Raw genomic sequence first — 20,781 nt, 5'->3', positions numbered from 1 at the left:
CTTGGTTCAGCCGCGCAGGACGCCGCCGGTCGCCTTGGCGACCTTCTCGACGATCCTGGCCGATACGGCCTCGATGTCCTTGTCCTTCAGCGTCGCCTCGGTCGGTTGCAGCCGCACGGTGACGGCCAGTGATTTCTTGCCCTCGCCCAGCGATCCGCCGATGAATTGGTCAAAGACACGCACATCCTCGATCAGGGCCTTGTCGGCGCCAAGTGCCGCATTGACCAGCGTCAGCGCCTCGACATCCGCCTCGACGACAAAGGCAAAATCACGCTCGACCGCTTGCAGATCGCGGATCTGCGCGGCGCCGCGATTGGCCGTGGCGTTGCGCGGCAGCGGGATTTCGGCAGGCCAGAGGGTAAAGCCGACGGCCGTGCCCTTGATGCCCATTGCGCGCAGCGTCTTGGGGTGCAATTCGCCGAAGATGCCCAGCACCTTTTTCGGGCCCAGACAGATCATGCCGTGACGGCCCGGATGCCACCAGTCGCGCGCGCCGCGCAGGATCTGGACCTTGGCGGGGGTGCCGATGGCGGACAGGATCGCTTCGGCGTCGGCCTTGGCGTCATAAAGATCAACGGCGCGGGCGGAGCCATGCACGTCCTTCGGCCCGGTGCGCCCCATCAGGAGACCCGAGACCTGCAAATGCTGCTCGCCCGGCTCGCCGCCGTGGAAGGCATGGCCGACCTCGAAAAGCGCCATGTCGGAAATACCGCGCGCCTGATTGCGCGCTGCCGCCTGCAACAGGCCTGGCAGCAAGGCAGGGCGCATATGGCTCATCTCGCTGCTGATCGGGTTGGCCAGCATCGTGGCATCATCGCCGCCGCCGAACAGCGTGGCCGAGGCATAGTCGATGAAGCTGTAGGTGACGCATTCATTATACCCCAGCATAGCCGCCGTGCGCCGCGCGATCTGCTCGCGCTTTTGCATCGGCGACAGGATCGGGGCAGGCACGCCGGCCTGCGCGCGGGGCAGGGGGCGACCGACCAGCTTGGTCAGGGACGCGATGCGCGCCACTTCTTCGACCAGATCAGCCTCGCCCTGCACATCGGGGCGCCAGCTGGGAACGGTGGCCATGTCGCCTTCGAGGCGGAAGCCGAGGGCCGTCAGCGTCTGGCGCTGCTCGGCCTCGGGAATGTCCATTCCGACAAGCGATTGCACGCGTGCAGGGACCAGCTTGTAGGCGCGGGCCGTGTCCGGCACCTTGCCCGCCTGCACCACGTTCGAGGGGGTGCCGCCGCAGAGGTCCATGATCATCTGCGTCGCCAGATCGACCGCCTCCATGTTGAAGGCCGGGTCGATGCCCCGCTCGTTGCGATAGCGCGCATCGGAGTTGATTTTTAGCGCGCGCCCCGTGCTGGCGATCTGGACGTGATCCCAGACAGCGGCCTCAAGGAACACATCGGTCGTCTCCTCGGTGCAGCCGGCTGCCAGTCCGCCCATGATGCCGCCGATGCTTTCGATGCCATTGTCATCGGAAATCACCACCTGACCGGGTTGAAACGTATAGTCTTTCTCATCCAGCCCGGTCAGCGTCTCGCCGCCCCTGGTGCGGTGGATGCGCAGATCGCCCTGCACCTTGCCTGCGTCAAAGACATGCAACGGGCGGTTGCGGTCATAGGTGAAGAAGTTCGTCACATCGACGAGCGCCGAGCGTGGGCGCAGCCCGATGGCGCGCAGGCGGTCCTGCAGCCATTCGGGGCTGGGGCCATTTTTCACGCCGCGAATGAGGCGCCCGGCGAACACTTCGCAGCCGCTTTGCTGCGTGTCCTCGTTGATGGTGACGTTGATCGGGCAGGGGAACTGCCCTTCGACATGGGCGGTGGGGGCGTCTTTCAGCGTGCCCAGACCGCGCGCTGCCAGATCGCGGGCGATGCCGCGTACGCCCAAGGCGTCGGGGCGGTTGGGGGTGATGGCGATCTCGATCACCGGATCGACCTTGGCCGGGTCATTTTGCGCCAACCAGTCGATGTAACGCTCGCCGACCTCGCCCGAGGGCAGCTCGATGATGCCGTCATGCTCCTCCGACAATTCCATCTCGCGCTCCGAGCACATCATGCCGTGGCTCTCGATGCCGCGGATCTTGCCGACGCCGATGGTGGTGTCGATGCCCGGAACGTAAACGCCCGGCTTGGCGACGACGACGGTGATCCCCTCGCGCGCGTTGGGCGCGCCGCAGATGATCTGAAGCTCGCCCTCGCCGGTGGCCACTTTGCACACGCGCAGGCGGTCGGCATCGGGGTGCTGCTCGGCATGCGTTACCTTGCCCAGCGTGAAGTCGGCCAGCCGCGCGGCGGGGTTGGTGACGCCCTCGACCTCAAGGCCCAGATCGGTCAGCGCATAGGTGATCTCATCGACACTGGCCGTGGTGTCGAGATGGTCCTTGAGCCAGGAAAGCGTGAATTTCATGTGCCGTCATCCGCAGGTCATTAGGGTCGCGCCCCGCATACCGCAGAAGGCGCCAAGGGGGAAGGGCGGAGGCTGGGGCGCCCCTTCGTCCGGAATCAAGGCGAAGCCGCCGGACGAGCGCCTGCCCGTTCCGGCGGGCTGGCGCTTTGGAGGCGTAGCGCATCGCTGATGGGGTGGAGGGGCTTGGCGGGCATAAAGCGCGCTGTATGAGCGTTGCAGCGCCACCCCACGGGCAGGCGCTCGTCCGGCTTGGGTGAGTACGTCGAAGATTCTAATTTTGCCGCAAAGAAGAAACTGAATTAGGCGCCAATTGTATTCGATACGTCAGAGGAGCTTAAATTACTGACTCCCAAAGCTTTATGGTTGCAAGTATTGGCAGAATTAAGGCGTACAGTACCGCTGCTCGTTGAGATATCCATAGCATCTCCTCTTTAAGCAAAGCATCTTTCATGAGTGCATCTTGTAATAAAATGCTGCTTTTACGAACATCGCGAACATTTTGCCAACTACCGACCAGAAAATTGTCGATCTGCCGGGTTCCAATGATCGAGGCAACAAGGAATGGAATTCCCATTATGATAAAAAGTGATGATGTGGCAGCAAACGCCTTAGCGTTGGTTGCAGCTTCAGACTGTGTTTCCAAGTAGAAACCAGCTGATGCCGCGGTGATGATGCCGGCGAAGAAAAGCGACCAGATGGTAGCTAGAACTCCGTTCTTAGCTTCTACTTTTTTCAGAATGCCGAGCAGAATCTCATGTTCACCGGGACTTAACAACAAGTTGATGTTGGAAATTTGGCAACTTGAAGTTAGTTGATTTCTATCTTTCATCACTGCGTAGTCACGCAGGCGCTTTCTCAGCACCGACATCTTATCGTGACAGCCCGTTAGCCGGACGAAGCGCCAAACCAACAATGACGTCCAAAAGAATATCGTTATCGCGCAAGCAAGATAGAAGGAGTTCACCGACTCAACCCACCTCGCAACGTCGGCACATCCAGCGCCGCGAACCCGTAATGCCGCAGCCAGCGCAGGTCTGAATCAAAGAACGCCCGCAGATCGGGAATCCCGTATTTCAGCATCGCGATCCGGTCGATCCCCATGCCGAAGGCAAAGCCCTGCCATGCGGTCGGGTCGATATTGCTGGCCTCCAGCACCTTCGGATGCACCATGCCGCTCCCCAAGATCTCCAGCCAGTCATCGCCCGTCCCCACCTTCAACGTGCCGCCCTCCCATGAGCAGCGGATGTCGACCTCGGCGGACGGTTCGGTGAACGGGAAATGTGAGGCGCGGAAGCGCAGTTCGACGTCGTCGACCTCGAAGAACGCCTTGACGAACTCCTCCAGCACCCATTTCAAATTCGCCATCGAAATGTCCTTGTCGATGGCGAGGCCCTCGATCTGGTGGAACATCGGCGTGTGCGTCATGTCATAATCGGCGCGGTAGACGCGGCCCGGCGCGATGATGCGGATCGGCGCGCCCTCGGCCTGCATCGTGCGGATCTGCACGGGGCTGGTATGGGTGCGCAGCACATGCGGCGGGCGCTCGTCCCCCTCGCCGCGATGGGTGTAGAACGTGTCCATCTCGGCCCGCGCGGGGTGGTGGCCGGGAATGTTCAGCGCGTCGAAATTGTACCAGTCGCTTTCGATCTGCGGCCCTTCGGCCACGGCAAAGCCCATGTCGGCGAAGATCGCGGTCACTTCCTCGGTCACCTGGCTGATCGGGTGGATGGTGCCGTGGCGCCGTGCGCGCACCGGCAGCGTCACGTCAAGCCATTCACCGCGCAGACGCTCGTCCAGCGCGGCGTCGCCCAGCGCCTCTTTCTTGGCGGCGAGGGCGGAGTTGATCTCATCCTTCAGCGCGTTCAGCTTCGGCCCGGCGATCTGGCGCTGCTCGGGCGTCATCTTGCCCAGTTCGCGCATGTGCAGGCTGATTTCGCCCTTCTTGCCGACGGCCTGCACGCGCAGATCCTCCAGCGTGGCCTCGCCAGCGGCGTCGGCTATGAGACGGATGTATTTATCGCGCAGATCGTCCATCGGGGCATCCTCGGTCTGGTATGATGTGCGAGTTACCGCGCATCCCCCTTGCTTGCAAGCCTGCGTGCGGATCTGGTGCGGCCGGGCAAACGAAAAACGCCGCCCCCGGGGGAGCGGCGTTTCCAAAAGCGAAAGGCGGGTGGCTCAGAAGCCGAGGCCTTCGTATTTCTTCTTGAACTTGGACACGCGGCCGCCGGAATCCATCAGGCGTCCCGAGGCGCCGGTCCAGGCCGGATGCACGGTGGGGTCGATGTCCAGCGACAGCTGGTCGCCTTCCTTGCCATAGGTCGAGCGCATCTTGAGCATCGTGCCGTCGGTCATCTTGACGTTGATCTCGTGATAATCGGGGTGGATGTCTTTTTTCATCGGTCCGCTCCTCAGGCTTTCTTGGGCTTATAGGTGCTGTCTTCGGCGATACGGGCCGACTTGCCGCGACGCGAGCGCAGGTAGTACAGCTTGGCGCGGCGGACGCGGCCACGGCGCACGACCTCGATGCTGTCGATATTGGTCGAATAGAGCGGGAACATACGCTCCACCCCTTCGCCAAAGGAAATCTTGCGGACGGTGAACGATCCGGCAATGCCTGCGCCATTCTTGCGGCTGATGCAGACACCCTCAAAATTCTGCACGCGGGTGCGCGTGCCTTCCGTCACCTTGAAGCCGACGCGGATGGTGTCGCCGGCCTTGAAATCGGGAATGGATTTGCCAAGCTCGGCAATCTGTTCCGCTTCGATCTGAGCGATTAGGTTCATCGCTGGTCTCCTGGGTTGCTTGCGGTTTTGTTCCGCAAAGGTTTTCGCGCCCCGAGAGCTGGTGGTCTTTAACCGGATTCCCCTGACCAGATGTCAGAAGTCCGCCCCAGATCGGATCGTCCTTTATATTCGAGGTGCCGGGGCGGGCCTGTAACGGATGCAAAGATCATCCGGCAAGGTGGCACGCCTTACGGCGCCCGACTCGGGCTGTGCCGGGACGGGATGCGCGGGATTTAGGGCAGATGGGGGGATAATGCAAGTGCCGCCATGTGCCGGTGGCGCGCGTCACTTTTGGCGTTTTGCCCACAGATCGGGGCGCCGCTGTTGGGTGATGCGTTCGGCCTGCGCCTGCCGCCACTTGGCGATTTCGCCGTGATTGCCCGACATCAGCACATCGGGGATCGTCCGCCCCTGCCATTCGGCGGGCCGTGTATATTGCGGATGCTCCAGCAGGCCGCCTGAATGGCTTTCATCCACCGCGCTTTGCGCATTACCCAGAACACCGGGCCGCAGCCGCAGGGCCGCGTCGATCATCGCCTGCGCCGCGATCTCGCCGCCGGTCATGACGAAATCCCCCAAGGAGACCTCAATAGCGCCGTAATGTTCGATCACGCGTTCGTCCAGCCCTTCGAACCGCCCGCAGATCAGGGTCATGCCGGGGGCCTGCGCCAGATCCTGCGCCATCGCCTGATCAAAGGGGCGGCCCCGCGGGCTGAGGTAGATCAGCGGGCTGCCCAGCGCGGCGCTGGCTTGTGCCGATTCAATCGCCGCGCCCATGACATCGGCGCGCAGCACCATACCGGCGCCGCCCCCCGCCGGCGTGTCATCGACATTGCGATGCTTGCCGATGCCATGGTCGCGCAGGTCAGTCGTGCCCAGCGACCACAGGCCATCTGCCAGCGCGCGCCCCGTCAGGCTGAGGCCCAGAACGCCCGGAAAGGCCTGCGGCAACAGCGTGATAACCTGCACGTGCCACGCCCGCGCCAGCCTTTCAGGCGCACCCATCAAATCGCGCGGCTGCGCGCTGAGGGTGACGGATTTGCGGCCCAGCGACCGTGTGGGGATATCGGGATCGGACATGCGCCTGTCTTAGCGCAGATTGCGGGCGGAGCGACAGGCGAATTCGCCTGCCGCCAACACGTCACGCGATCGCAACGACACCAAAGAGCAGCAACAGGAAAAAGATCAGCGCAATTGCGATCAGAATTTTGGCGCCTGATAGCGCGACACCTGACAATCGACCAAATCCCAAAATCGCGGCAATAGCTGCGATGGCCAGTAGAATGAGAATCCACTTGATCATGGGGTATATCCTTCCGTGAGGACGCGGGGCGTCATGCCGCCGCCTAGAAGGTTCAACTCACTGACGTGTTTTAGGTTCCCGCGACGTCACCGCCTGCAAAAAGGCCCTCGGGCGGATCGGCCACAATGCGCTGGGCGCGCAGATCGACTGTCGGCACGGCGGCCTTGGTGAAGGGCAGCAGCACCGTCTCGGCGGTGCCGGGCACGGACAGCTCCAGCAGATCCGCCGCGCCGTGGTTCAGCACGGCCTTGACCACGCCCAGTACCGCGCCGCCGGTATCGACCACCTCCAGCCCGACCAGATCGGCGTGATAATATTCGTCATCGGGCAGGCCGGGCAGAACGGCGCGGGCCACGAACAACTGGACGCCGCGCAGGGCGTCGGCCTCTTCCTTGGTGGTGATTCCGGTCAGGCGGGCGGTAAAGCCGTTCTTGGTCTGGCCTGTCAGGGTCACGTCATAGCTGTGATCGCCAGTCTCGGTCGTCAGCGTTCCATAGGCCGCGATATCCTCGGGCCGGGCGGCAAAGCTTTTCAGGCGCACTTCGCCGCGCACGCCAAAAGATCCGGCAATCGCGCCGATACAGATAAGATCGCTGTCACCCGTCATCGCGTTTCTCCCTCGCAAAGGCCTTGTGTGACCTGCCCGCCCGCTGCCGTGCAGCGCTCGGAATGTTGATGTTTCGCGTATCCCCAACCGGCAAGGAAAAGGACACCCCAAAAGATGAGCTTGCGCAACATCTGTCTAGCGTCTCAGCACGGGCAGGGACGGTGCGCGTGTCTCCCAGCCGGCTGTTTCCAGCTCGGGGGTCAGGCTGTCTGCTTCGGGCCATCCGATGCACAGATAGGCAATCAGGTGCCAGTCCTGCTGCGCATCCAGATCGCGCGCCAATCGCGCGGGGTCGAGGATCGACACCCAGCCAACGCCTGCGCCCTTGTCGGTGCTCTCGTCGCACCAGATTGCCAGATGAACAGGGGCGTCGCGCATGCCCGACAGTTTCAGCCCTGCATAGAGCGCCGCCCGCTCGCCGTTATATCCGGCCAGCGCATCGGCATTGGCCGCCTCGAAATTCGCCAGTGCGGCGGCGCGGGCAGCATTGCTGTCCACCCGCATCAGGCGCCAAGGCTCGCTGAGTCCCACCGACGGGGCCAGGTTAAACGCATCGAGGCAGCGCGTCAGCGCTGCCTCGTCTACTGGATCGGTGCGAAAGCGGCGCACATCGCGCCGCCAACGCATCAGATCGGCCAGCTGCGCCTGGAAGTCTGGTGTGAACGCGGACATCCCGGCGCGCCCTGGCTTATTCTTCCGCGGCGGCCTCGGCGGGGGCTTCCTCGGCGGGGGCGTTGGCGGCCTCAGTCGCTGCGGCGGCCTTGGCTGCGCGCTCTTCTGCGCGGTCCGTTGCCTTCTTGCCGGGCGTACCCTTTTTCAGGTTGGCGCGCTCTTTCTTGTCGCGCACACCTGCAGCTTCCAGCATGCGGGCGACCCGGTCGGTCGGCTGCGCGCCCTTGTCGAGCCATGCCTGAATGCGCTCGATATCCATCTTGACGCGCTCTTCGCTGTCTTTCGGCAGGAGCGGGTTATAGGTGCCCAGCTTTTCGATAAAGCGGCCGTCGCGCGGCATGCGGCTGTCGGCGGCGACGATGGAATAATGCGGGCGCTTTTTGCTGCCGCCGCGGGCGAGACGAATTTTCATGGCCATGGGGGTATCTCCTAAGGGGGTTGTTTACGATTGGTGCTGTTTATGATGCTGAATGACTTCAGCGATGATGAAGTTCAGGAACTTCTTGGCGAATTCAGGATCCAGATCGGCCTGATTCGCCAAATCCTCCAGTCGTGCGATCTGTGCGGCTTCGCGCGCGGGATCGGACGGGGGAAGGTCGTGTTCGGCCTTGAGGCGGCCGACGGACTGGGTGTGCTTGAACCGCTCGCCCAGCGTATAGACCAGAATCGCGTCCAGCCGGTCGATGCTGTCGCGGTGATCCTTCAACAGCTGTGCGGCCCTGGCGGCGCAATCGGTCACGATGCGGTCCCCTTGGCGGTGGGAGCAAGGCCCAGATCGGCGGGGGAGGGGTGACGATAAATCATGTCCTCGCCCATATAGGGGTTCTTGTAGGTCCGCTCGTAACTCGCGCCCATCCGCTGGGCCAGCGCGATGGAGCGGGTGTTGCCGGGCACGATGTGCGATCCGACGGATGAGAGGCCGAAATCGGTATAGGCCCATTCGCGGGCACGCATCGCGGCCTCATAGGCAAAGCCGCGCCCCTCGAACCCCTCAAAGACGACATAGCCCAGCTCGGGCTCGGGCCAGCCTTCTGGGCACCAGATGCCGGTCAGTCCGCAGGGCTGGCCGCTGGCCTTGTCCTCGATGATGAAATAGCCGCAGCCGCGCAGCGCCCAATGGCCGATATTCATCGCGAACCAGCGCCATGCGCGGCTGCGGTCCGGTTCCACTCCGAAGCCATGGGCGCGGACCGGGTCCATCAGGAAGCTCGCCACCGGCTCGTAATCAGCGGCCTCGGGCGCGCGCAGGATCAGCCGGTCTGTTTCAAGGCGGGGAATGTCGAGAATCATCATGCGTCCTTCACTGCCTGAGCTTGCTCGGGGCGGGGATGCCTCCGGCGGGAGTATTTGAGGAACATTGAAAGCACCGGTTTATTTCTTTTTACCAAAGCCTGACAGGCCGGGCGGCAGGGCGCCGCCGCCCATGCCGCCGAGGCCACCCAGACCGCCGGGCAGCTTGCCGCCCATTTTCTTGGCAGCCTGTTCCAGCGCCTTGGGGTCCATGCCGGCCATGTCCTCGGGCGACGGGCCGCCGCCTTTGCCGAACATGCCCTTCATGGCCTGCTTCAGCATGCCGCCCTTGCCCATTTTTTTCATCATGTCGGCCATCTGACGGTGCATCTTCAGCAGCTGGTTCAACTGGCTGACTTCCAGCCCTGCGCCCTTGGAGATGCGCTTCTTGCGGCTGGCCTGAAGGATCTGGGGGTTGGCACGCTCTTTTTTCGTCATCGACTGGATCAGGGCGACTTGGCGCGCGATGATCTTGTCGTCAAAACCGGCGTCCTGCACCTGTTTGGCCATTTTGCCCATGCCGGGCATCATGCCCATCACGCTTTCCATACCGCCCATCTTTTGCATCTGCTCCAGCTGCATCCGCAGGTCGTTCATGTTGAACTGACCCTTCTGGAAGCGCTTCATCATGCGCTCGGCCTGCTCGGTCTCGATGGTAGCTTGAGCCTTTTCTACAAGGCTGACGATATCGCCCATGCCGAGGATGCGGCCCGCGATCCGCTCGGCCTCGAACGTCTCGATCGCGTCCATCTTTTCGCCGAGGCCGACAAAGCGGATCGGCTTGCCGGTGACGGCGCGCATCGACAGGGCGGCGCCGCCGCGTCCGTCGCCGTCCATGCGGGTCAGGACCACGCCAGTGACGCCGATCTTGTCGTCGAATTCGGTGGCGACGTTGACGGCGTCCTGCCCGGTGAGGCCGTCGACCACCAGCAGCGTTTCGCGCGGGTTCACGGCGTCGCGCACGGCAGCGGCCTGCGCGATCAGCTCGGCGTCGATATGCAGGCGTCCGGCGGTGTCCAGCATGTAGACGTCATAGCCGCCCAAGGACGCCTGCGTTTTCGCGCGCTTGGCGATGGCAACGGGATCTTCGCCCTTGACGATGGGCAGGGTGTCGACGCCGATCTGGGTGCCAAGGATCGCCAGCTGCTCCATCGCAGCGGGGCGGTTGACGTCGAGCGACGCCATCAGCACGCGCTTGCCCTCGCGCTCGGTCAAGCGCTTGGCGAGTTTCGCGGTCGTCGTCGTCTTGCCCGAACCCTGAAGGCCGACCATCAGGATCGGCGCGGGCGCGTTGTCGATTTTCAGCGCGCCGGGATCGCCCTCGCCGCGCAGGGTGTCGATCAGCGCGTCATGCACGATCTTGACGACCTGCTGGCCTGGGGTGATGGATTTCAGGACCGACTGGCCGGTTGCCTGTTCCTGCACCTTCTTGACGAAATCACGCGCGACGGGCAGCGATACGTCCGCCTCCAGCAGGGCAACGCGGACCTCGCGCAGGGCGGTTTTCACGTCGTCCTCGCTGAGCGCGCCCTGTTTGGTCAGGCGATCAAAAACCCCGGAGAGGCGTTCGGATAGATTTTCAAACATCTGCCGGGCTCCTTGCGCCGCTCATCTATAGTGCAGCCCGCAAGGCCGCGCGAAGGACCAAACCAGTAACGCCCCCGTGGGCGCAGACGCGCTGACGGAGGGCGATCCCGGCCTAAGGCCATGGGACCGGAAGGTATGACGCTTCCGGGTATTGAGGCGCTTTTTACGCAGCGCATCTGCCCGAGTCAAGGCGGGCGTGGCGGTGCTGGCCGGGGCAAGGCTGCGGCGGCGCGATTTTGCGGTTCCCTGGCGCCCTGGCGGGTTGATGGGACTCTAACTTTGTGCCGACGTTCGAGGCGCTGAAAATCGCGCCGTCGGCGTCGGCTGTGCTCACACTGCAACATGCCTCTCTTGCGCCATCCCTTGCCGGGTGCGTTGATTCTGGCCGGTGTCGGGCTGACAGCGCTGGCATCGATGCTGCTGAAGGTCGAAGGATAACACAGTGTTGTGGAACCAATCATGCCGACCCGCGTTGTGGCCCGGTAAACAACTGGAAAGAGGGCTCAATGCGCAACATTATTTATCTCGTCGGTCTCGTCGTCATCGTTCTGGCCATCGTCAGCTTCGTTTTGTAGGGCAAGAGGGGGCCGGTCAGGCAGTTCAGCAGCCAGAAAGGTTTCGAACGCTTCCAGATCCACGGGCTCGAACTGACCAAAGCCCTGCATCCAGACCGATGCGGCGCGCAGGGCGCCCGGCTCCAGCTTGCACCATTTGACGCGGCCGCGCCGCTCTTGACTGATCAGGCCTGCCCGGACGAGGATGCCAAGATGTTTAGATATCGCGGTAAGGCTCATCTCGAACGGTTCGGCCACATCGGTGACGGCCATGTCGTCCTCAAGCAGCATCGACAGGATGGTGCGGCGGGTCGGATCTGCCAATGCAGCGAATGTCAGATCAAGCGGTCCGTTCACATTAAGCCCTCCCTGGGTGCGCCTGTCGCGCCCGGGGCGACGGGCGTTTGTGGCCGCAGATGCACTCATAGCAAAAGGAAAGCGCATGTTCAGCCATATCATGGTTCCCGTCGATCTGGTCCACAAGGACAAGTTGCAGAAGGCACTTGATGTCGCGGGCGACACTGCGAAGCGTTACTCGGCGCCGGTACACGTTGTTACCGTAACCGGCGATCTGCCCGGCCCGCTGGGGCACACTCCGGCACAGAAGATTGAGGCGCTGAACACCTTTGCTGCTGAGTTGAGGGAAAAATACGGCGTCGAAGTCGAAGCGCATCCGGTCATGTCCAATGATCCCGCGACAGACACGACACGGCGCCTGTTGGCTGCGATTGATGATATCGGGGTTGATCTGGTCATCATGGCATCGCACCAGCCGGGCATCATGGAGCATATCTTCAACTCGCATGGTGGCTATATCGCCCGCCATGCCAAATGTTCGGTCTTCGTGGTCCGTTGATCTGCGACGATCGGGCTAAGTGAACCATCCGGTTGAATAAGGTTTGGCTGCTCAGATGGCGCGTCTTGGTTCGTGTGGCGGACCTTGCACGCTTTCATCTCTCGGAAAGTTCTGAATAAAAACATGGTCTTGCGTGTCTGGCGTCGTGTTAATCCGCGCGCTTGACTCACTGCGCCCCGCCGCTTAGCAATGCGCCAACCGTTACGGGTGAGGGCAGGTGTTGTGACAGACCCCGATGAGCGCGCCAAACTTCGCGATCTCGAAGACCGGATCAACGCATTGAAGGCCCCGAAAGGGGTCAAGCCCCATACGGACGAACATTATTCCCAGGCACATCTTGCCTGGCGGATGGTGATTGAATTGGTGGCCGGTCTCGCGATCGGCTTTGGTATCGGATACGGGCTGGATCACCTTTTGGGGACGCTGCCCGTCTTCTTGGTGCTGTTCACATTGCTGGGCCTCGCCGCAGGGATCAAGGTGATGATCCGCAGCGCGCAGGAAATCCAGCAGACAAAAGAGGCCGAAGAGGCCGCAGGCAAGCCGCCACCCGGTGGCTCAGACGTGAGGGTGAAAGATGGCGACTGATGTGAATGGGGCCGCAGAGCAGTCCGGCGGGCTGGTGTTCCACCCGATGGATCAGTTCATTATCAAGCCCCTGTTCGGTGACGGCGCCGTCGGCATCTTTACCGTGACCAACATCACCCTGTGGATGGCGATCACCGTGCTCGCGACCATCGCGCTGTTGGTGCTGGGCTCGTCGGGCCGCTCGACCATCCCGACGCGGATGCAGTCGATTGCCGAGCTGGCCTATGGTTTCATTCGCAAGATGGTCGAGGATGTCGCTGGCCGCGATGCGCTGCCGTATTTCCCCTATATCATGACGATCTTCATGTTCGTCGTCATGGCGAACTTCGTCGGTCTGCTGCCCGGCGCGTTTACCGCGACCAGCCATATCGGCGTGACAGCCGTGCTGGCGTTGCTGGTGTTCATCTCGGTCACCCTGATCGGCTTTTTCAAACATGGCGCGGGGTTTCTCAGCCTGTTCTGGATCAGCGCCGCGCCGCTGCCGCTGCGCCCCATTCTGGCCCTGATCGAAGTCATCTCCTACTTCGTGCGCCCCGTCAGCCACTCCATTCGTCTGGCAGGCAACATGATGGCCGGTCACGCGGTGATGAAGGTCTTCGCGGCCTTTGCCCCGATGATCATCATCTCGACGGGCATCGGCCTTGTCGTCACGCCGCTGTCGATCCTGGCCATCGCCGCGATCTACGCGCTGGAAATCCTCGTGGCCTTCATTCAGGCCTACGTCTTTACCATTCTGACCTGCGTCTACCTCAAGGACGCGCTGCACCCGGCGCACTGATCCGCAGGTTGAAATACCGAACAATACCGGCGGGGCGACCCGCCGATCGACCAAACGACATACCGCAAATTCCAAAGTAAGGAGACATCTCATGGAAGGCGATATCGCAACAATGGGCGCATATATCGGCGCAGGTCTGGCATCCGTCGGCATGGGCGGCGCAGCCGTCGGTGTGGGCAACGTTGTCGGCAATTTCCTGTCCGGCGCCCTGCGCAACCCCTCGGCTGCCGCAGGCCAGACAGCGACCATGTTCATCGGCATCGCGTTCGCCGAAGCGCTGGGGATCTTCTCGTTCCTCGTCGCGCTTCTGCTGATGTTCGCCGTCTAAGAACCACGGTAGACTATCCTTACGGGATGGGTGAAGGGCATCGTGCCTTTCACCCTCTCTGACTGACAGGTTCTCTGAGAAAGGACGTAAAACATGGCTACCGAGACCGCTGCCGCGACAGGCGGGCATGTCAGCCCCATCGCCCTCGAAGAGGCCGGCATATGCGTTGATTCGCATGGCGGGGCGATCGGCCTGCCGCAACTTTGCCCCGACTGGATGGCCAATCAGATCTTCTGGCTGGCGGTTGCGCTGGTCGTGATATTCTTTGTGCTGTCGCGCATCGCGCTGCCGCGCATCGCTGCGATCCTGGCGGAACGTCAGGGCACCATCACCAATGATATTGCCGCCGCCGAGGACCTCAAGGTCAAGGCGAGCGAGGCCGAAAAGGCCTATGACAAGGCGCTGGCCGACGCGCGCAGCGCAGCGCAGACGATCGTCGCCCAGACCAAGACCGAGATCAAAGCCGACCTCGACGCCGCCATGGCCCATGCCGATGCGGAAATCGCCGCCAAGACCGCCGAAGGCGAGAACGCGATTGCCGAAATCCGCGCCGGCGCTTTGGAAGCCGTCAAGGACGTGGCCAAGGATACGGCCCGCGAAATCGTCGCGGCCATGGGCGGGAAGGCAGATGCCAAAACCGTCAATGCCGCCGTCACTTCGCAGATGAAAGGGTAACGCCATGCGCATGATCGCAACCTTGATCGCGGCCGTCGCAGCCAGCCCCGCGCTGGCGGCAAGTGGCCCGTTCATCTCGCTGTCGAATACGAATTTCGTGGTAACACTCGCGTTCGTTCTGTTCGTCGGTTTCCTGATCTACATGAAGGTGCCCGGCAAGATCGGCGAGCTGCTGGACAAGCGTGCCGACGGCATCAAGTCCGAGCTGGATGAGGCCCGCGCCCTGCGCGAAGAGGCGCAGGCGCTGCTGGCCACGTATGAGCGCAAGCAAAAGGACGTGCAGGACCAGGCAGACCGCATTGTCGCCCAAGCCAAATCCGAAGCAACGACCGCAGCCGAAGAGGCGCGCGAGGATCTGAAAAAATCCATCGCCCGCCGTTTGCAGGCCGCCGAAGACCGTATCGCATCCGCCGAGGCCGAAGCCGTGCGCGAAGTGCGCGACCGTGCTGTCAGCATCGCAATCGCCGCAGCGCGCGCTGTCATCGCCCAGCAGATGACAGCGGCCGAGGCGAACAAGCTGATCGACAGCGGTATCGATACAGTCGCGGCCAAGCTGCACTGATTTCTGGGTACAAGCCCAAATGAAATGGCCCGGTGAGTTTCCTCGCGCCGGGCCATTTTGTGTTGCGCGACACGGGTCGACGTCAGCCTGCATATTTAGGATTGAACAAATGAAAGGGGGCCGTTGAACCGGCCCCTCAATCACGTCTGCTACGATCGTTCCGTCGTCGTCTGCCTGTCGTTCGTCGTCTTCTGAACCGGTGGTGGGGTGATCAGCCGCTGGCCGATCTCAAGCACCGGATTTACCTTCCGCTATCCGCGATGGCGGCATGTGAATCGCCTGATTTCACCGTGTAAAACCATCGCTTATTGCGGCTCTGCGAGGCGGGGTCGGGCGCGCTGGTATCGCCGCGCTCGTGCGCTGTCGGTTGAACCAAGAAAAGCGTCATCAAGGTGCCCGGAAAACCCATTGAAAGCAAAGTGATATGGGTCATTCGGTGCGCGCGCGTGTCACGGGGCGGGCGCAGTTCGATGCCTGACATTCCGCGCCGCAAGCCATTCTGCCGACCCCTCCTGAAAATTGGGCACAGTGCCCATGTTGCGAATACATATTGAAGTCGTCGCAAGATATAGAGGCAAAGCCGCGAATCGGTCAATGGCCGCAGGCGCTGAAAAACGGGCTGGGCGGGCCAGATTCATCCCCCGAGGGCGAAAAACCGAATCGATACGGAGGGTTGAGCGTGTGAAATTTTTTTACATGCCTTAGGTGTTTTCTCGCAAAATATGCCCGGCTAGGTAGAGCGATCCGCAGATCAGGATACGGGCCCGAGGGGCCTCGGCGACGATCCGGGCCAGCGCGGCGCGAATATCGGGCGCGCACTCCGCCTGCATCCCCACAGTCCGTGCGGCTTTGGCGGTGTCCTCGGCGGGCAATGTGTTGGCCTCGCCGGGGATCGATACCGCGATCAGGGTGTCAGCCTCGGCCGCCAGCGGGCGCAGATAGCCGCTGATGTCCTTGGTGTTCAGTATGCCGCAGATCAGATAGGTCGGACGCTTTGGCAGGCTGGCCAGATGCCGACCCAACGCCTGCCCGGCCGAGGCATTGTGCCCGCCGTCCAGCCACAACTCCGCCTCGGGCGCTGCTTCGGTCAGGGAGCCGGTATCGAGCCGCTGCATCCGGGCGGGCCAGACCGCGCGCGTGACGACGGCAGCCTCGGCCACGTCTTCGCCCGTGTTCAGATGGCGCAGGGCGGCCAGTGCGGCGCCGGCGTTTTCGATCTGGTGCGCGCCCGGCAGGTTCGGCAGGGGCAGGTCCAGCAGGCCGTTCTCGTCCTGATAGGTCATGCGCCCGGCCTCGGCCTGGACATGCCAGTGCTGCCCATGCGCCAGCAGCGGCGCGCCATGACGCGCGGCGACATCTTCGATCACAGCCATCGCCTCGTCCGGCTGGGGGCCGACGACGCAAGGCACGCCGCGTTTGATGATGCCGGCCTTTTCAAACGCGATCTTGGCCAGTGTATCACCCAGATATTGTTCGTGATCGATGCTGATCGGCGTGATGATCGTGAGGGCAGGCCTGGCCACGACATTGGTCGCATCCAGCCGCCCGCCCAGCCCGACCTCGAGCAAGGTGTAATCGGCGGGCGTGCGCGACATGGCCAGCAGCGCGGCGCATGTCGTGATTTCGAAATAGGTGATGCTATCGGTGCCGTTGGCGCGGTAGCATTCGTCCAGCACAGCGCTCAGCGCGTCCTCGGATATCAATTCGCCCGCCAGCCGGATGCGTTCGTGGAACCGGGCCAGATGCGGGGAGGTATAGGCGTGCACGCGCCGTTCCGCCGCCTCCAGACCCGCGCGCAGCATGGCCTGCGTGCTGCCCTTGCCGTTGGTTCCGGCGATATGGATGACCGGCGGCAACGCATCCTGCGGATTTCCCAGCGCCTCCAGCAGTCGCCACACGCGGTCCAGTGTCAGATCGATGATCTTGGGGTGCAGCGCCATCATCCGATCAAGAATGACGTCCGAGCCTTGGGCGCTCATTTCTTGGCCTGTGCCTTTGCTTGTTCGTCCGGTTCGTCCGGTTTGGCCGGGGTCGGCTTGGCGTCCTTCGGCGCAATTTTCGGGCCTTCGGGTTCGTTTTCCGTCAGGGTGGGCGGCGGCAGATCGCCGGCGATGGCAGGTGTCAGGCCCAGCAGCATCCGGGTGATCGTGATCAGTTCGTCCCGCATCTTGGGGCGGGGCGTGACGCGGTCCAGCATGCCGTGGTCCAGCAGGTATTCGGCGCGCTGGAACCCTTCGGGCAGCTTCTCGCGGATGGTCTGCTCGATCACGCGCGGCCCGGCAAAGCAGATCAGCGCGCCCGGTTCGGCGATCTGCACATCGCCCAGCATCGCGTAGGAGGCGGTGACGCCCCCCGTCGTCGGATGGGTCAGCACCACGATATAGGGCAGGCCGGCCTCTTTCAGCATCTGGATCGCGACAGTCGTGCGCGGCATCTGCATCAGCGACAGGATCCCCTCCTGCATGCGCGCGCCCCCGGCGGCGGAAAACAGGACCAGCGGTCGTTTCAGCCTCACCGCCGTTTGGGCCGCCGCGATGATCGCGTTGCCGACATACATGCCCATCGAGCCGGCCATGAACGAGAAATCCTGCGCGGCAGCTACGATGGGGGTACGGCCGATTTCGCCTGTGGCGACCAGCATCGCCTCCTTCTCACCCGTGGCCTTCTGGGCGGCCCTAAGGCGATCGGGATATTTCTTTTGATCGCGGAAATGCAGCGGGTCGGCCTTGGGTGCGGCCACGGGCACCTCGGAAAAGGTGCCGCTGTCGAACAGCGCCTGAAACCGCGCACGCGGCGCGATGTTCATGTGATGCCCGCAGGAGGTGCAGACGTTCAGGTTCAGGCTGAGTTCGCGGTGAAACAGCATGGTGCCGCATTCGTCGCATTTGGTCCACAGGTTCTCGGGCATCTCGCGGCGCGAGAAGATCGAGTTGATGCGCGGACGCATGTAATTGGTGATCCAGTTCATGTGGCCTGCCTATGGGACGTTGCGGATTGGCCCTGAAATAAGCCGCGCGGACGGGAAATGCAATCAGACCCGCAAGGCCAGCCTTGCCGCCAGCCACGAACACAGCAGCACCAGCAGGTCGACGGGCAGCCATTGCAGCAATAGCGCGGTATTGTTTGGTCCGAACGGATAGGTGTATAGCGCCAGACCGTCAAAATTGCCCTGCGGCGCGATCAGCGCGATGGCGCTGAGGTTGTTGATCAGGTGCAGCGCGATTGCGGGGCCGAGCGTTCCGCTGCGCGCGGTCAGATCAGCGGCAGCAAGGCCGAAAAGGATCGCCCAGACCACGATCAGCCACGCCGCATCGCCCATGATACCGGGCTGATAATGCAGCAGGCCAAACAGGACCGACGGCAGGATCATCCAAACTGCCGGGTGGGCGAAACGCGCGGCCAGCTGACTTTGCAGATAGCCGCGAAACAGGATTTCTTCGGCGCTGACCTGAATCATCAGGCCCAGCACCGCCGCCGGCAGGAACATCAGCCATGTGCCGGTGGGCAGGTTGGGCAGGATGGCAAACGCATCGGGCATCGGCAGCAGTGACACCACGACGTAGATCGCCAGAATAAACACCAGCGCCCGCCGCGCCTGCGCCCATGCCAGCGCGCGGGGGCCGATGATGTCGGGCAGGTTGCGCCGATGCAGTATCGGCAGCACAAGCGCCAGCGAGACGATCAGCAGGCCAAAGACGAACAGATTGACCAGCGCGCCGATGGGGGTGGTCGCCGCGGTAATCCCGTCCCCGTCCGGCCCCCATGCAGAGGCGGGCAGAACCATGCTGCACAGCCAGCCATAAAGGACCGACAGGGCCAGAAATATCACCACAACCAGCGCGCAGCCCGCCAGCAGCCGCCACAGGGCGGCAGACGGCAGGGCGGGGGCGATCAGGCGTCGGTGGGCAGGATAGCGCATGGCGCGACGCTACCTGTGCGCCGCGCGCTGTGCAATCGCGGATGCTTGCGCCCTGCGCGCCGCTCGCTTATTCCAAAGCCAGCATATTCTCAGCCCAGTTTTTCGCGAGGCCATCATGACCAAGTTCGACAAATCCAAACTGCCCAGCCGCTACGTCACCGAAGGCCCGGCCAAGGCGCCGCACCGCTCGTACATGTACGCGATGGGTCTGAGCGAGGAGGAGATTCATCAGCCCCTCGTCGGTGTCGCGACCTGCTGGAACGAGGCCGCGCCGTGCAACATCGCGCTGAGCCGTCAGGCGCAGGCGGTCAAGATGGGGGTCAAGGCGGCGTCCGGTACGCCGCGCGAATTCACCACCATCACCGTCACCGACGGCATCGCCATGGGCCACGAGGGCATGCGGTCGTCCTTGGCCAGCCGCGAGGCGATTGCCGACACGGTCGAGCTGACGATGCGCGGCCATGCCTATGACGCCCTTGTCGGCCTTGCCGGCTGCGACAAATCGCTGCCGGGCATGATGATGGCGATGGTGCGGCTGAACACGCCGTCGGTCTTTATCTATGGCGGGTCGATCCTGCCGGGACGTGCGCCCCAGATCGACGAGATCCCCGAGGATTTCCGCACCCGCGATCTGACCGTGCAGGACATGTTCGAGGCGGTCGGCCGCCACCAGAACGGCACCATGTCCGACAAGGCGCTGGACGTGCTGGAACGTGTCGCCTGCCCCAGCGCTGGCGCCTGTGGCGGCCAGTTCACCGCCAACACCATGGCCTGCGTTTCCGAGGCGATCGGCCTTGCACTGATGAACAGCTCGGGGATGCCCGCGCCCTACGAGAGCCGCGATCAGTATGGCGAGGCGTCGGGCCGCGCCGTGATGACCCTGCTGGAGAAGAACATCCGCGCCCGCGACGTGGTGACGCTGAAATCGCTGCAAAACGCCGCGCGCGTCGTCGCCTGCACCGGCGGGTCCACCAATGCGGGTCTGCACCTGCCCGCGATTGCGCATGAGGCCGGCATCGATTTCTTCCTTGAGGACGTCTGCGACATTTTCCGCGACACGCCTTATTTCGTCGATCTGAAACCGGGCGGCGCCTATGTGGCCAAGGATCTCTATGATGTCGGCGGCATCCCCGTGGTGATGAAGGAACTCCGCAAGGCCGGCCTGATCCACGAGGATTGCATCACCGCCTCTGGCCGCTCCATCGGCGAAGAACTGGACCTGATCGACCGCGAGGCGGATGGCAAGGTGATCTATCCCATCGAGACGCCGATCACCAAGACCGGCGGCGTCGTTGGCCTCAAGGGCAATCTGGCCCCCGAGGGCGCAATTGTGAAGGTCGCGGGCATCGCGCCGGAAAATCAGGTCTTCACCGGTCCCGCCCGCGTGTTCGAAAGCGAAGAGGATGCGTTCGAGGCCGTGCAGAACCGTGGCTATTCCGAGGGCGACGTGATTGTCATCCGCAACGAAGGCCCCGCAGGCGGGCCGGGCATGCGCGAGATGCTGTCGACCACCGCCGCCCTGTCGGGTCAGGGCATGGGCAAAAAGGTGGCGCTGATCACCGACGGCCGTTTTTCCGGCGCGACGCGCGGTTTCTGCGTGGGCCATGTCGGCCCCGAATCCGCCTATGGCGGGCCGATCGCGCTGCTCAACGACGGCGACATGATCACCATCGACGCGATCAAGGGCGTGCTCAGCGTCGATCTGAGCGATGACGACCTGGCCCAGCGCAAGGCCGCATGGCCCGGCCCGCGCGAGACGATGTATGCGACGGGTGCGATCTGGAAATTCGCCCAGCTGGTCGGTGCCACCTACAAGGGCGCCGTCACCCATCCCGGCGCCGAGGCCGAGCGTCACATCTACATGGATATCTGA

The 20,781-nt window shown here is 63.0% G+C and carries 25 protein-coding genes; 7 read left to right on the top strand and 18 right to left on the bottom strand.

Annotated elements, in window-relative coordinates:
* Positions 1-6: 6 nt before the first annotated feature.
* The 14 genes from pheT to FGD77_RS05495 all read right to left on the bottom strand — a co-directional run bounded on the left by pheT (position 7) and on the right by FGD77_RS05495 (position 11,562).
* Entirely contained in the window at positions 7-2,406 is a 2,400-nt protein-coding gene (pheT, locus tag FGD77_RS05560; protein ID WP_255007217.1) for a phenylalanine--tRNA ligase subunit beta, read from the bottom strand.
* 334 nt (positions 2,407-2,740) lie between these two features.
* Complete coding sequence (locus FGD77_RS05555) at positions 2,741-3,274, bottom strand: hypothetical protein (RefSeq protein ID WP_255007214.1); 534 nt, start codon at positions 3,272-3,274, stop codon at positions 2,741-2,743.
* A 92-nt stretch (positions 3,275-3,366) separates the two neighbouring features.
* Positions 3,367-4,440, bottom strand: a complete 1,074-nt coding sequence (gene pheS, locus FGD77_RS05550; RefSeq protein ID WP_255007212.1) for a phenylalanine--tRNA ligase subunit alpha — start codon at positions 4,438-4,440, stop codon at positions 3,367-3,369.
* Positions 4,441-4,584: 144 nt separating this feature from the next.
* On the bottom strand, positions 4,585-4,806 hold the full coding sequence (gene rpmE / locus FGD77_RS05545) for a 50S ribosomal protein L31 (RefSeq protein ID WP_108692216.1): 222 nt from the start codon (positions 4,804-4,806) through the stop codon (positions 4,585-4,587).
* Between the two features lie 11 nt (positions 4,807-4,817).
* Positions 4,818-5,192, bottom strand: a complete 375-nt coding sequence (gene rplS, locus FGD77_RS05540; protein ID WP_255007202.1) for a 50S ribosomal protein L19 — start codon at positions 5,190-5,192, stop codon at positions 4,818-4,820.
* A gap of 285 nt (positions 5,193-5,477) precedes the next feature.
* Complete coding sequence (trmD, locus tag FGD77_RS05535; RefSeq protein WP_255007201.1) at positions 5,478-6,272, bottom strand: tRNA (guanosine(37)-N1)-methyltransferase TrmD; 795 nt, start codon at positions 6,270-6,272, stop codon at positions 5,478-5,480.
* 61 nt (positions 6,273-6,333) lie between these two features.
* Positions 6,334-6,495: a DUF1328 family protein gene (locus FGD77_RS05530; protein ID WP_255007200.1), complete on the bottom strand. Its 162-nt coding sequence runs from the start codon at positions 6,493-6,495 to the stop codon at positions 6,334-6,336.
* A 70-nt stretch (positions 6,496-6,565) separates the two neighbouring features.
* Positions 6,566-7,102: a ribosome maturation factor RimM gene (gene rimM / locus FGD77_RS05525; RefSeq protein ID WP_255007199.1), complete on the bottom strand. Its 537-nt coding sequence runs from the start codon at positions 7,100-7,102 to the stop codon at positions 6,566-6,568.
* Between the two features lie 135 nt (positions 7,103-7,237).
* Positions 7,238-7,774: a nitroreductase family protein gene (locus FGD77_RS05520; RefSeq protein ID WP_255007198.1), complete on the bottom strand. Its 537-nt coding sequence runs from the start codon at positions 7,772-7,774 to the stop codon at positions 7,238-7,240.
* A gap of 16 nt (positions 7,775-7,790) precedes the next feature.
* Positions 7,791-8,192 carry a 30S ribosomal protein S16 gene (gene rpsP / locus FGD77_RS05515; RefSeq protein ID WP_255007196.1) on the bottom strand — a complete coding sequence of 134 codons (402 nt, stop codon included), beginning with the start codon at positions 8,190-8,192 and terminating at the stop codon, positions 7,791-7,793.
* A 24-nt stretch (positions 8,193-8,216) separates the two neighbouring features.
* A complete protein-coding gene (locus FGD77_RS05510) occupies positions 8,217-8,513 on the bottom strand; it encodes a chorismate mutase (RefSeq protein WP_255007193.1) in 297 nt (98 codons plus the stop codon).
* Positions 8,510-9,067 (bottom strand): GNAT family N-acetyltransferase, encoded by a 558-nt coding sequence (locus FGD77_RS05505; protein ID WP_255007191.1) that lies wholly within the window; start codon positions 9,065-9,067, stop codon positions 8,510-8,512. The genes FGD77_RS05510 and FGD77_RS05505 overlap by 4 nt, the downstream gene beginning before the upstream one ends.
* A gap of 78 nt (positions 9,068-9,145) precedes the next feature.
* Positions 9,146-10,651 carry a signal recognition particle protein gene (gene ffh / locus FGD77_RS05500; protein ID WP_255007188.1) on the bottom strand — a complete coding sequence of 502 codons (1,506 nt, stop codon included), beginning with the start codon at positions 10,649-10,651 and terminating at the stop codon, positions 9,146-9,148.
* A 503-nt stretch (positions 10,652-11,154) separates the two neighbouring features.
* Positions 11,155-11,562, bottom strand: coding sequence for a metalloregulator ArsR/SmtB family transcription factor (locus FGD77_RS05495; RefSeq protein WP_255007187.1), 408 nt, complete (start codon positions 11,560-11,562; stop codon positions 11,155-11,157).
* 85 nt (positions 11,563-11,647) lie between these two features.
* Between FGD77_RS05495 and FGD77_RS05490 the strand changes: the two genes are divergently transcribed.
* The 6 genes from FGD77_RS05490 (at position 11,648) to FGD77_RS05465 (ending at position 14,989) form a co-directional block, all read left to right on the top strand.
* Positions 11,648-12,061, top strand: coding sequence for a universal stress protein (locus FGD77_RS05490; protein ID WP_255007177.1), 414 nt, complete (start codon positions 11,648-11,650; stop codon positions 12,059-12,061).
* 222 nt (positions 12,062-12,283) lie between these two features.
* Complete coding sequence (locus tag FGD77_RS05485; RefSeq protein WP_255007174.1) at positions 12,284-12,646, top strand: AtpZ/AtpI family protein; 363 nt, start codon at positions 12,284-12,286, stop codon at positions 12,644-12,646.
* Positions 12,636-13,424 carry a F0F1 ATP synthase subunit A gene (locus tag FGD77_RS05480; RefSeq protein ID WP_255007172.1) on the top strand — a complete coding sequence of 263 codons (789 nt, stop codon included), beginning with the start codon at positions 12,636-12,638 and terminating at the stop codon, positions 13,422-13,424. The genes FGD77_RS05485 and FGD77_RS05480 overlap by 11 nt, the downstream gene beginning before the upstream one ends.
* Before the next feature lie 91 nt (positions 13,425-13,515).
* A complete protein-coding gene (locus tag FGD77_RS05475) occupies positions 13,516-13,752 on the top strand; it encodes a F0F1 ATP synthase subunit C (RefSeq protein WP_076530926.1) in 237 nt (78 codons plus the stop codon).
* Positions 13,753-13,845: 93 nt separating this feature from the next.
* Positions 13,846-14,427 (top strand): F0F1 ATP synthase subunit B', encoded by a 582-nt coding sequence (locus FGD77_RS05470; protein WP_255007165.1) that lies wholly within the window; start codon positions 13,846-13,848, stop codon positions 14,425-14,427.
* A 4-nt stretch (positions 14,428-14,431) separates the two neighbouring features.
* A complete protein-coding gene (locus tag FGD77_RS05465) occupies positions 14,432-14,989 on the top strand; it encodes a F0F1 ATP synthase subunit B (protein ID WP_255007163.1) in 558 nt (185 codons plus the stop codon).
* Between the two features lie 241 nt (positions 14,990-15,230).
* Here the strand turns inward: FGD77_RS05465 and FGD77_RS05460 are convergent, their stop codons facing one another.
* The 4 genes from FGD77_RS05460 to FGD77_RS05445 form a co-directional block, all read right to left on the bottom strand.
* Entirely contained in the window at positions 15,231-15,422 is a 192-nt protein-coding gene (locus FGD77_RS05460) for a hypothetical protein (protein WP_255007160.1), read from the bottom strand.
* A gap of 268 nt (positions 15,423-15,690) precedes the next feature.
* The gene (locus tag FGD77_RS05455; RefSeq protein ID WP_255007158.1) at positions 15,691-16,968 is read right to left on the bottom strand and encodes a folylpolyglutamate synthase/dihydrofolate synthase family protein; all 1,278 of its coding nucleotides are present in this window, start codon (positions 16,966-16,968) and stop codon (positions 15,691-15,693) included.
* The gene (gene accD, locus FGD77_RS05450; RefSeq protein WP_255007156.1) at positions 16,965-17,957 is read right to left on the bottom strand and encodes an acetyl-CoA carboxylase, carboxyltransferase subunit beta; all 993 of its coding nucleotides are present in this window, start codon (positions 17,955-17,957) and stop codon (positions 16,965-16,967) included. Before accD ends, FGD77_RS05455 begins: the two co-directional genes overlap by 4 nt.
* 63 nt (positions 17,958-18,020) lie before the next feature.
* Complete coding sequence (locus FGD77_RS05445; RefSeq protein ID WP_255007154.1) at positions 18,021-18,908, bottom strand: CPBP family intramembrane glutamic endopeptidase; 888 nt, start codon at positions 18,906-18,908, stop codon at positions 18,021-18,023.
* A gap of 115 nt (positions 18,909-19,023) precedes the next feature.
* On the opposite strand from FGD77_RS05445, the gene ilvD reads away from it, so the two are divergent.
* Positions 19,024-20,781 (top strand): dihydroxy-acid dehydratase, encoded by a 1,758-nt coding sequence (gene ilvD / locus FGD77_RS05440; RefSeq protein WP_255014103.1) that lies wholly within the window; start codon positions 19,024-19,026, stop codon positions 20,779-20,781.

Origin of the sequence: Roseovarius sp. M141, assembly GCF_024355225.1 — a bacterium.
Lineage (GTDB): Bacteria > Pseudomonadota > Alphaproteobacteria > Rhodobacterales > Rhodobacteraceae > Roseovarius.
Note: the sequence above shows the minus strand (reverse complement) of the source record. Positions and strands in the feature narration are given on the sequence as shown.

Coding starts and splice junctions, on each gene's coding strand:
- pheT (WP_255007217.1), bottom strand. CDS start 2,406: ATGAAATTCACGCTTTCCTGGCTCAAGGACCATCTCGACACCACGGCC.
- FGD77_RS05555 (WP_255007214.1), bottom strand. CDS start 3,274: ATGTCGGTGCTGAGAAAGCGCCTGCGTGACTACGCAGTGATGAAAGAT.
- pheS (WP_255007212.1), bottom strand. CDS start 4,440: ATGGACGATCTGCGCGATAAATACATCCGTCTCATAGCCGACGCCGCT.
- rpmE (WP_108692216.1), bottom strand. CDS start 4,806: ATGAAAAAAGACATCCACCCCGATTATCACGAGATCAACGTCAAGATG.
- rplS (WP_255007202.1), bottom strand. CDS start 5,192: ATGAACCTAATCGCTCAGATCGAAGCGGAACAGATTGCCGAGCTTGGC.
- trmD (WP_255007201.1), bottom strand. CDS start 6,272: ATGTCCGATCCCGATATCCCCACACGGTCGCTGGGCCGCAAATCCGTC.
- FGD77_RS05530 (WP_255007200.1), bottom strand. CDS start 6,495: ATGATCAAGTGGATTCTCATTCTACTGGCCATCGCAGCTATTGCCGCG.
- rimM (WP_255007199.1), bottom strand. CDS start 7,102: ATGACGGGTGACAGCGATCTTATCTGTATCGGCGCGATTGCCGGATCT.
- FGD77_RS05520 (WP_255007198.1), bottom strand. CDS start 7,774: ATGTCCGCGTTCACACCAGACTTCCAGGCGCAGCTGGCCGATCTGATG.
- rpsP (WP_255007196.1), bottom strand. CDS start 8,192: ATGGCCATGAAAATTCGTCTCGCCCGCGGCGGCAGCAAAAAGCGCCCG.
- FGD77_RS05505 (WP_255007191.1), bottom strand. CDS start 9,067: ATGATGATTCTCGACATTCCCCGCCTTGAAACAGACCGGCTGATCCTG.
- ffh (WP_255007188.1), bottom strand. CDS start 10,651: ATGTTTGAAAATCTATCCGAACGCCTCTCCGGGGTTTTTGATCGCCTG.
- FGD77_RS05490 (WP_255007177.1), top strand. CDS start 11,648: ATGTTCAGCCATATCATGGTTCCCGTCGATCTGGTCCACAAGGACAAG.
- FGD77_RS05480 (WP_255007172.1), top strand. CDS start 12,636: ATGGCGACTGATGTGAATGGGGCCGCAGAGCAGTCCGGCGGGCTGGTG.
- FGD77_RS05475 (WP_076530926.1), top strand. CDS start 13,516: ATGGAAGGCGATATCGCAACAATGGGCGCATATATCGGCGCAGGTCTG.
- FGD77_RS05470 (WP_255007165.1), top strand. CDS start 13,846: ATGGCTACCGAGACCGCTGCCGCGACAGGCGGGCATGTCAGCCCCATC.
- FGD77_RS05465 (WP_255007163.1), top strand. CDS start 14,432: ATGCGCATGATCGCAACCTTGATCGCGGCCGTCGCAGCCAGCCCCGCG.
- FGD77_RS05460 (WP_255007160.1), bottom strand. CDS start 15,422: ATGACCCATATCACTTTGCTTTCAATGGGTTTTCCGGGCACCTTGATG.
- FGD77_RS05455 (WP_255007158.1), bottom strand. CDS start 16,968: ATGAGCGCCCAAGGCTCGGACGTCATTCTTGATCGGATGATGGCGCTG.
- accD (WP_255007156.1), bottom strand. CDS start 17,957: ATGAACTGGATCACCAATTACATGCGTCCGCGCATCAACTCGATCTTC.
- FGD77_RS05445 (WP_255007154.1), bottom strand. CDS start 18,908: ATGCGCTATCCTGCCCACCGACGCCTGATCGCCCCCGCCCTGCCGTCT.
- ilvD (WP_255014103.1), top strand. CDS start 19,024: ATGACCAAGTTCGACAAATCCAAACTGCCCAGCCGCTACGTCACCGAA.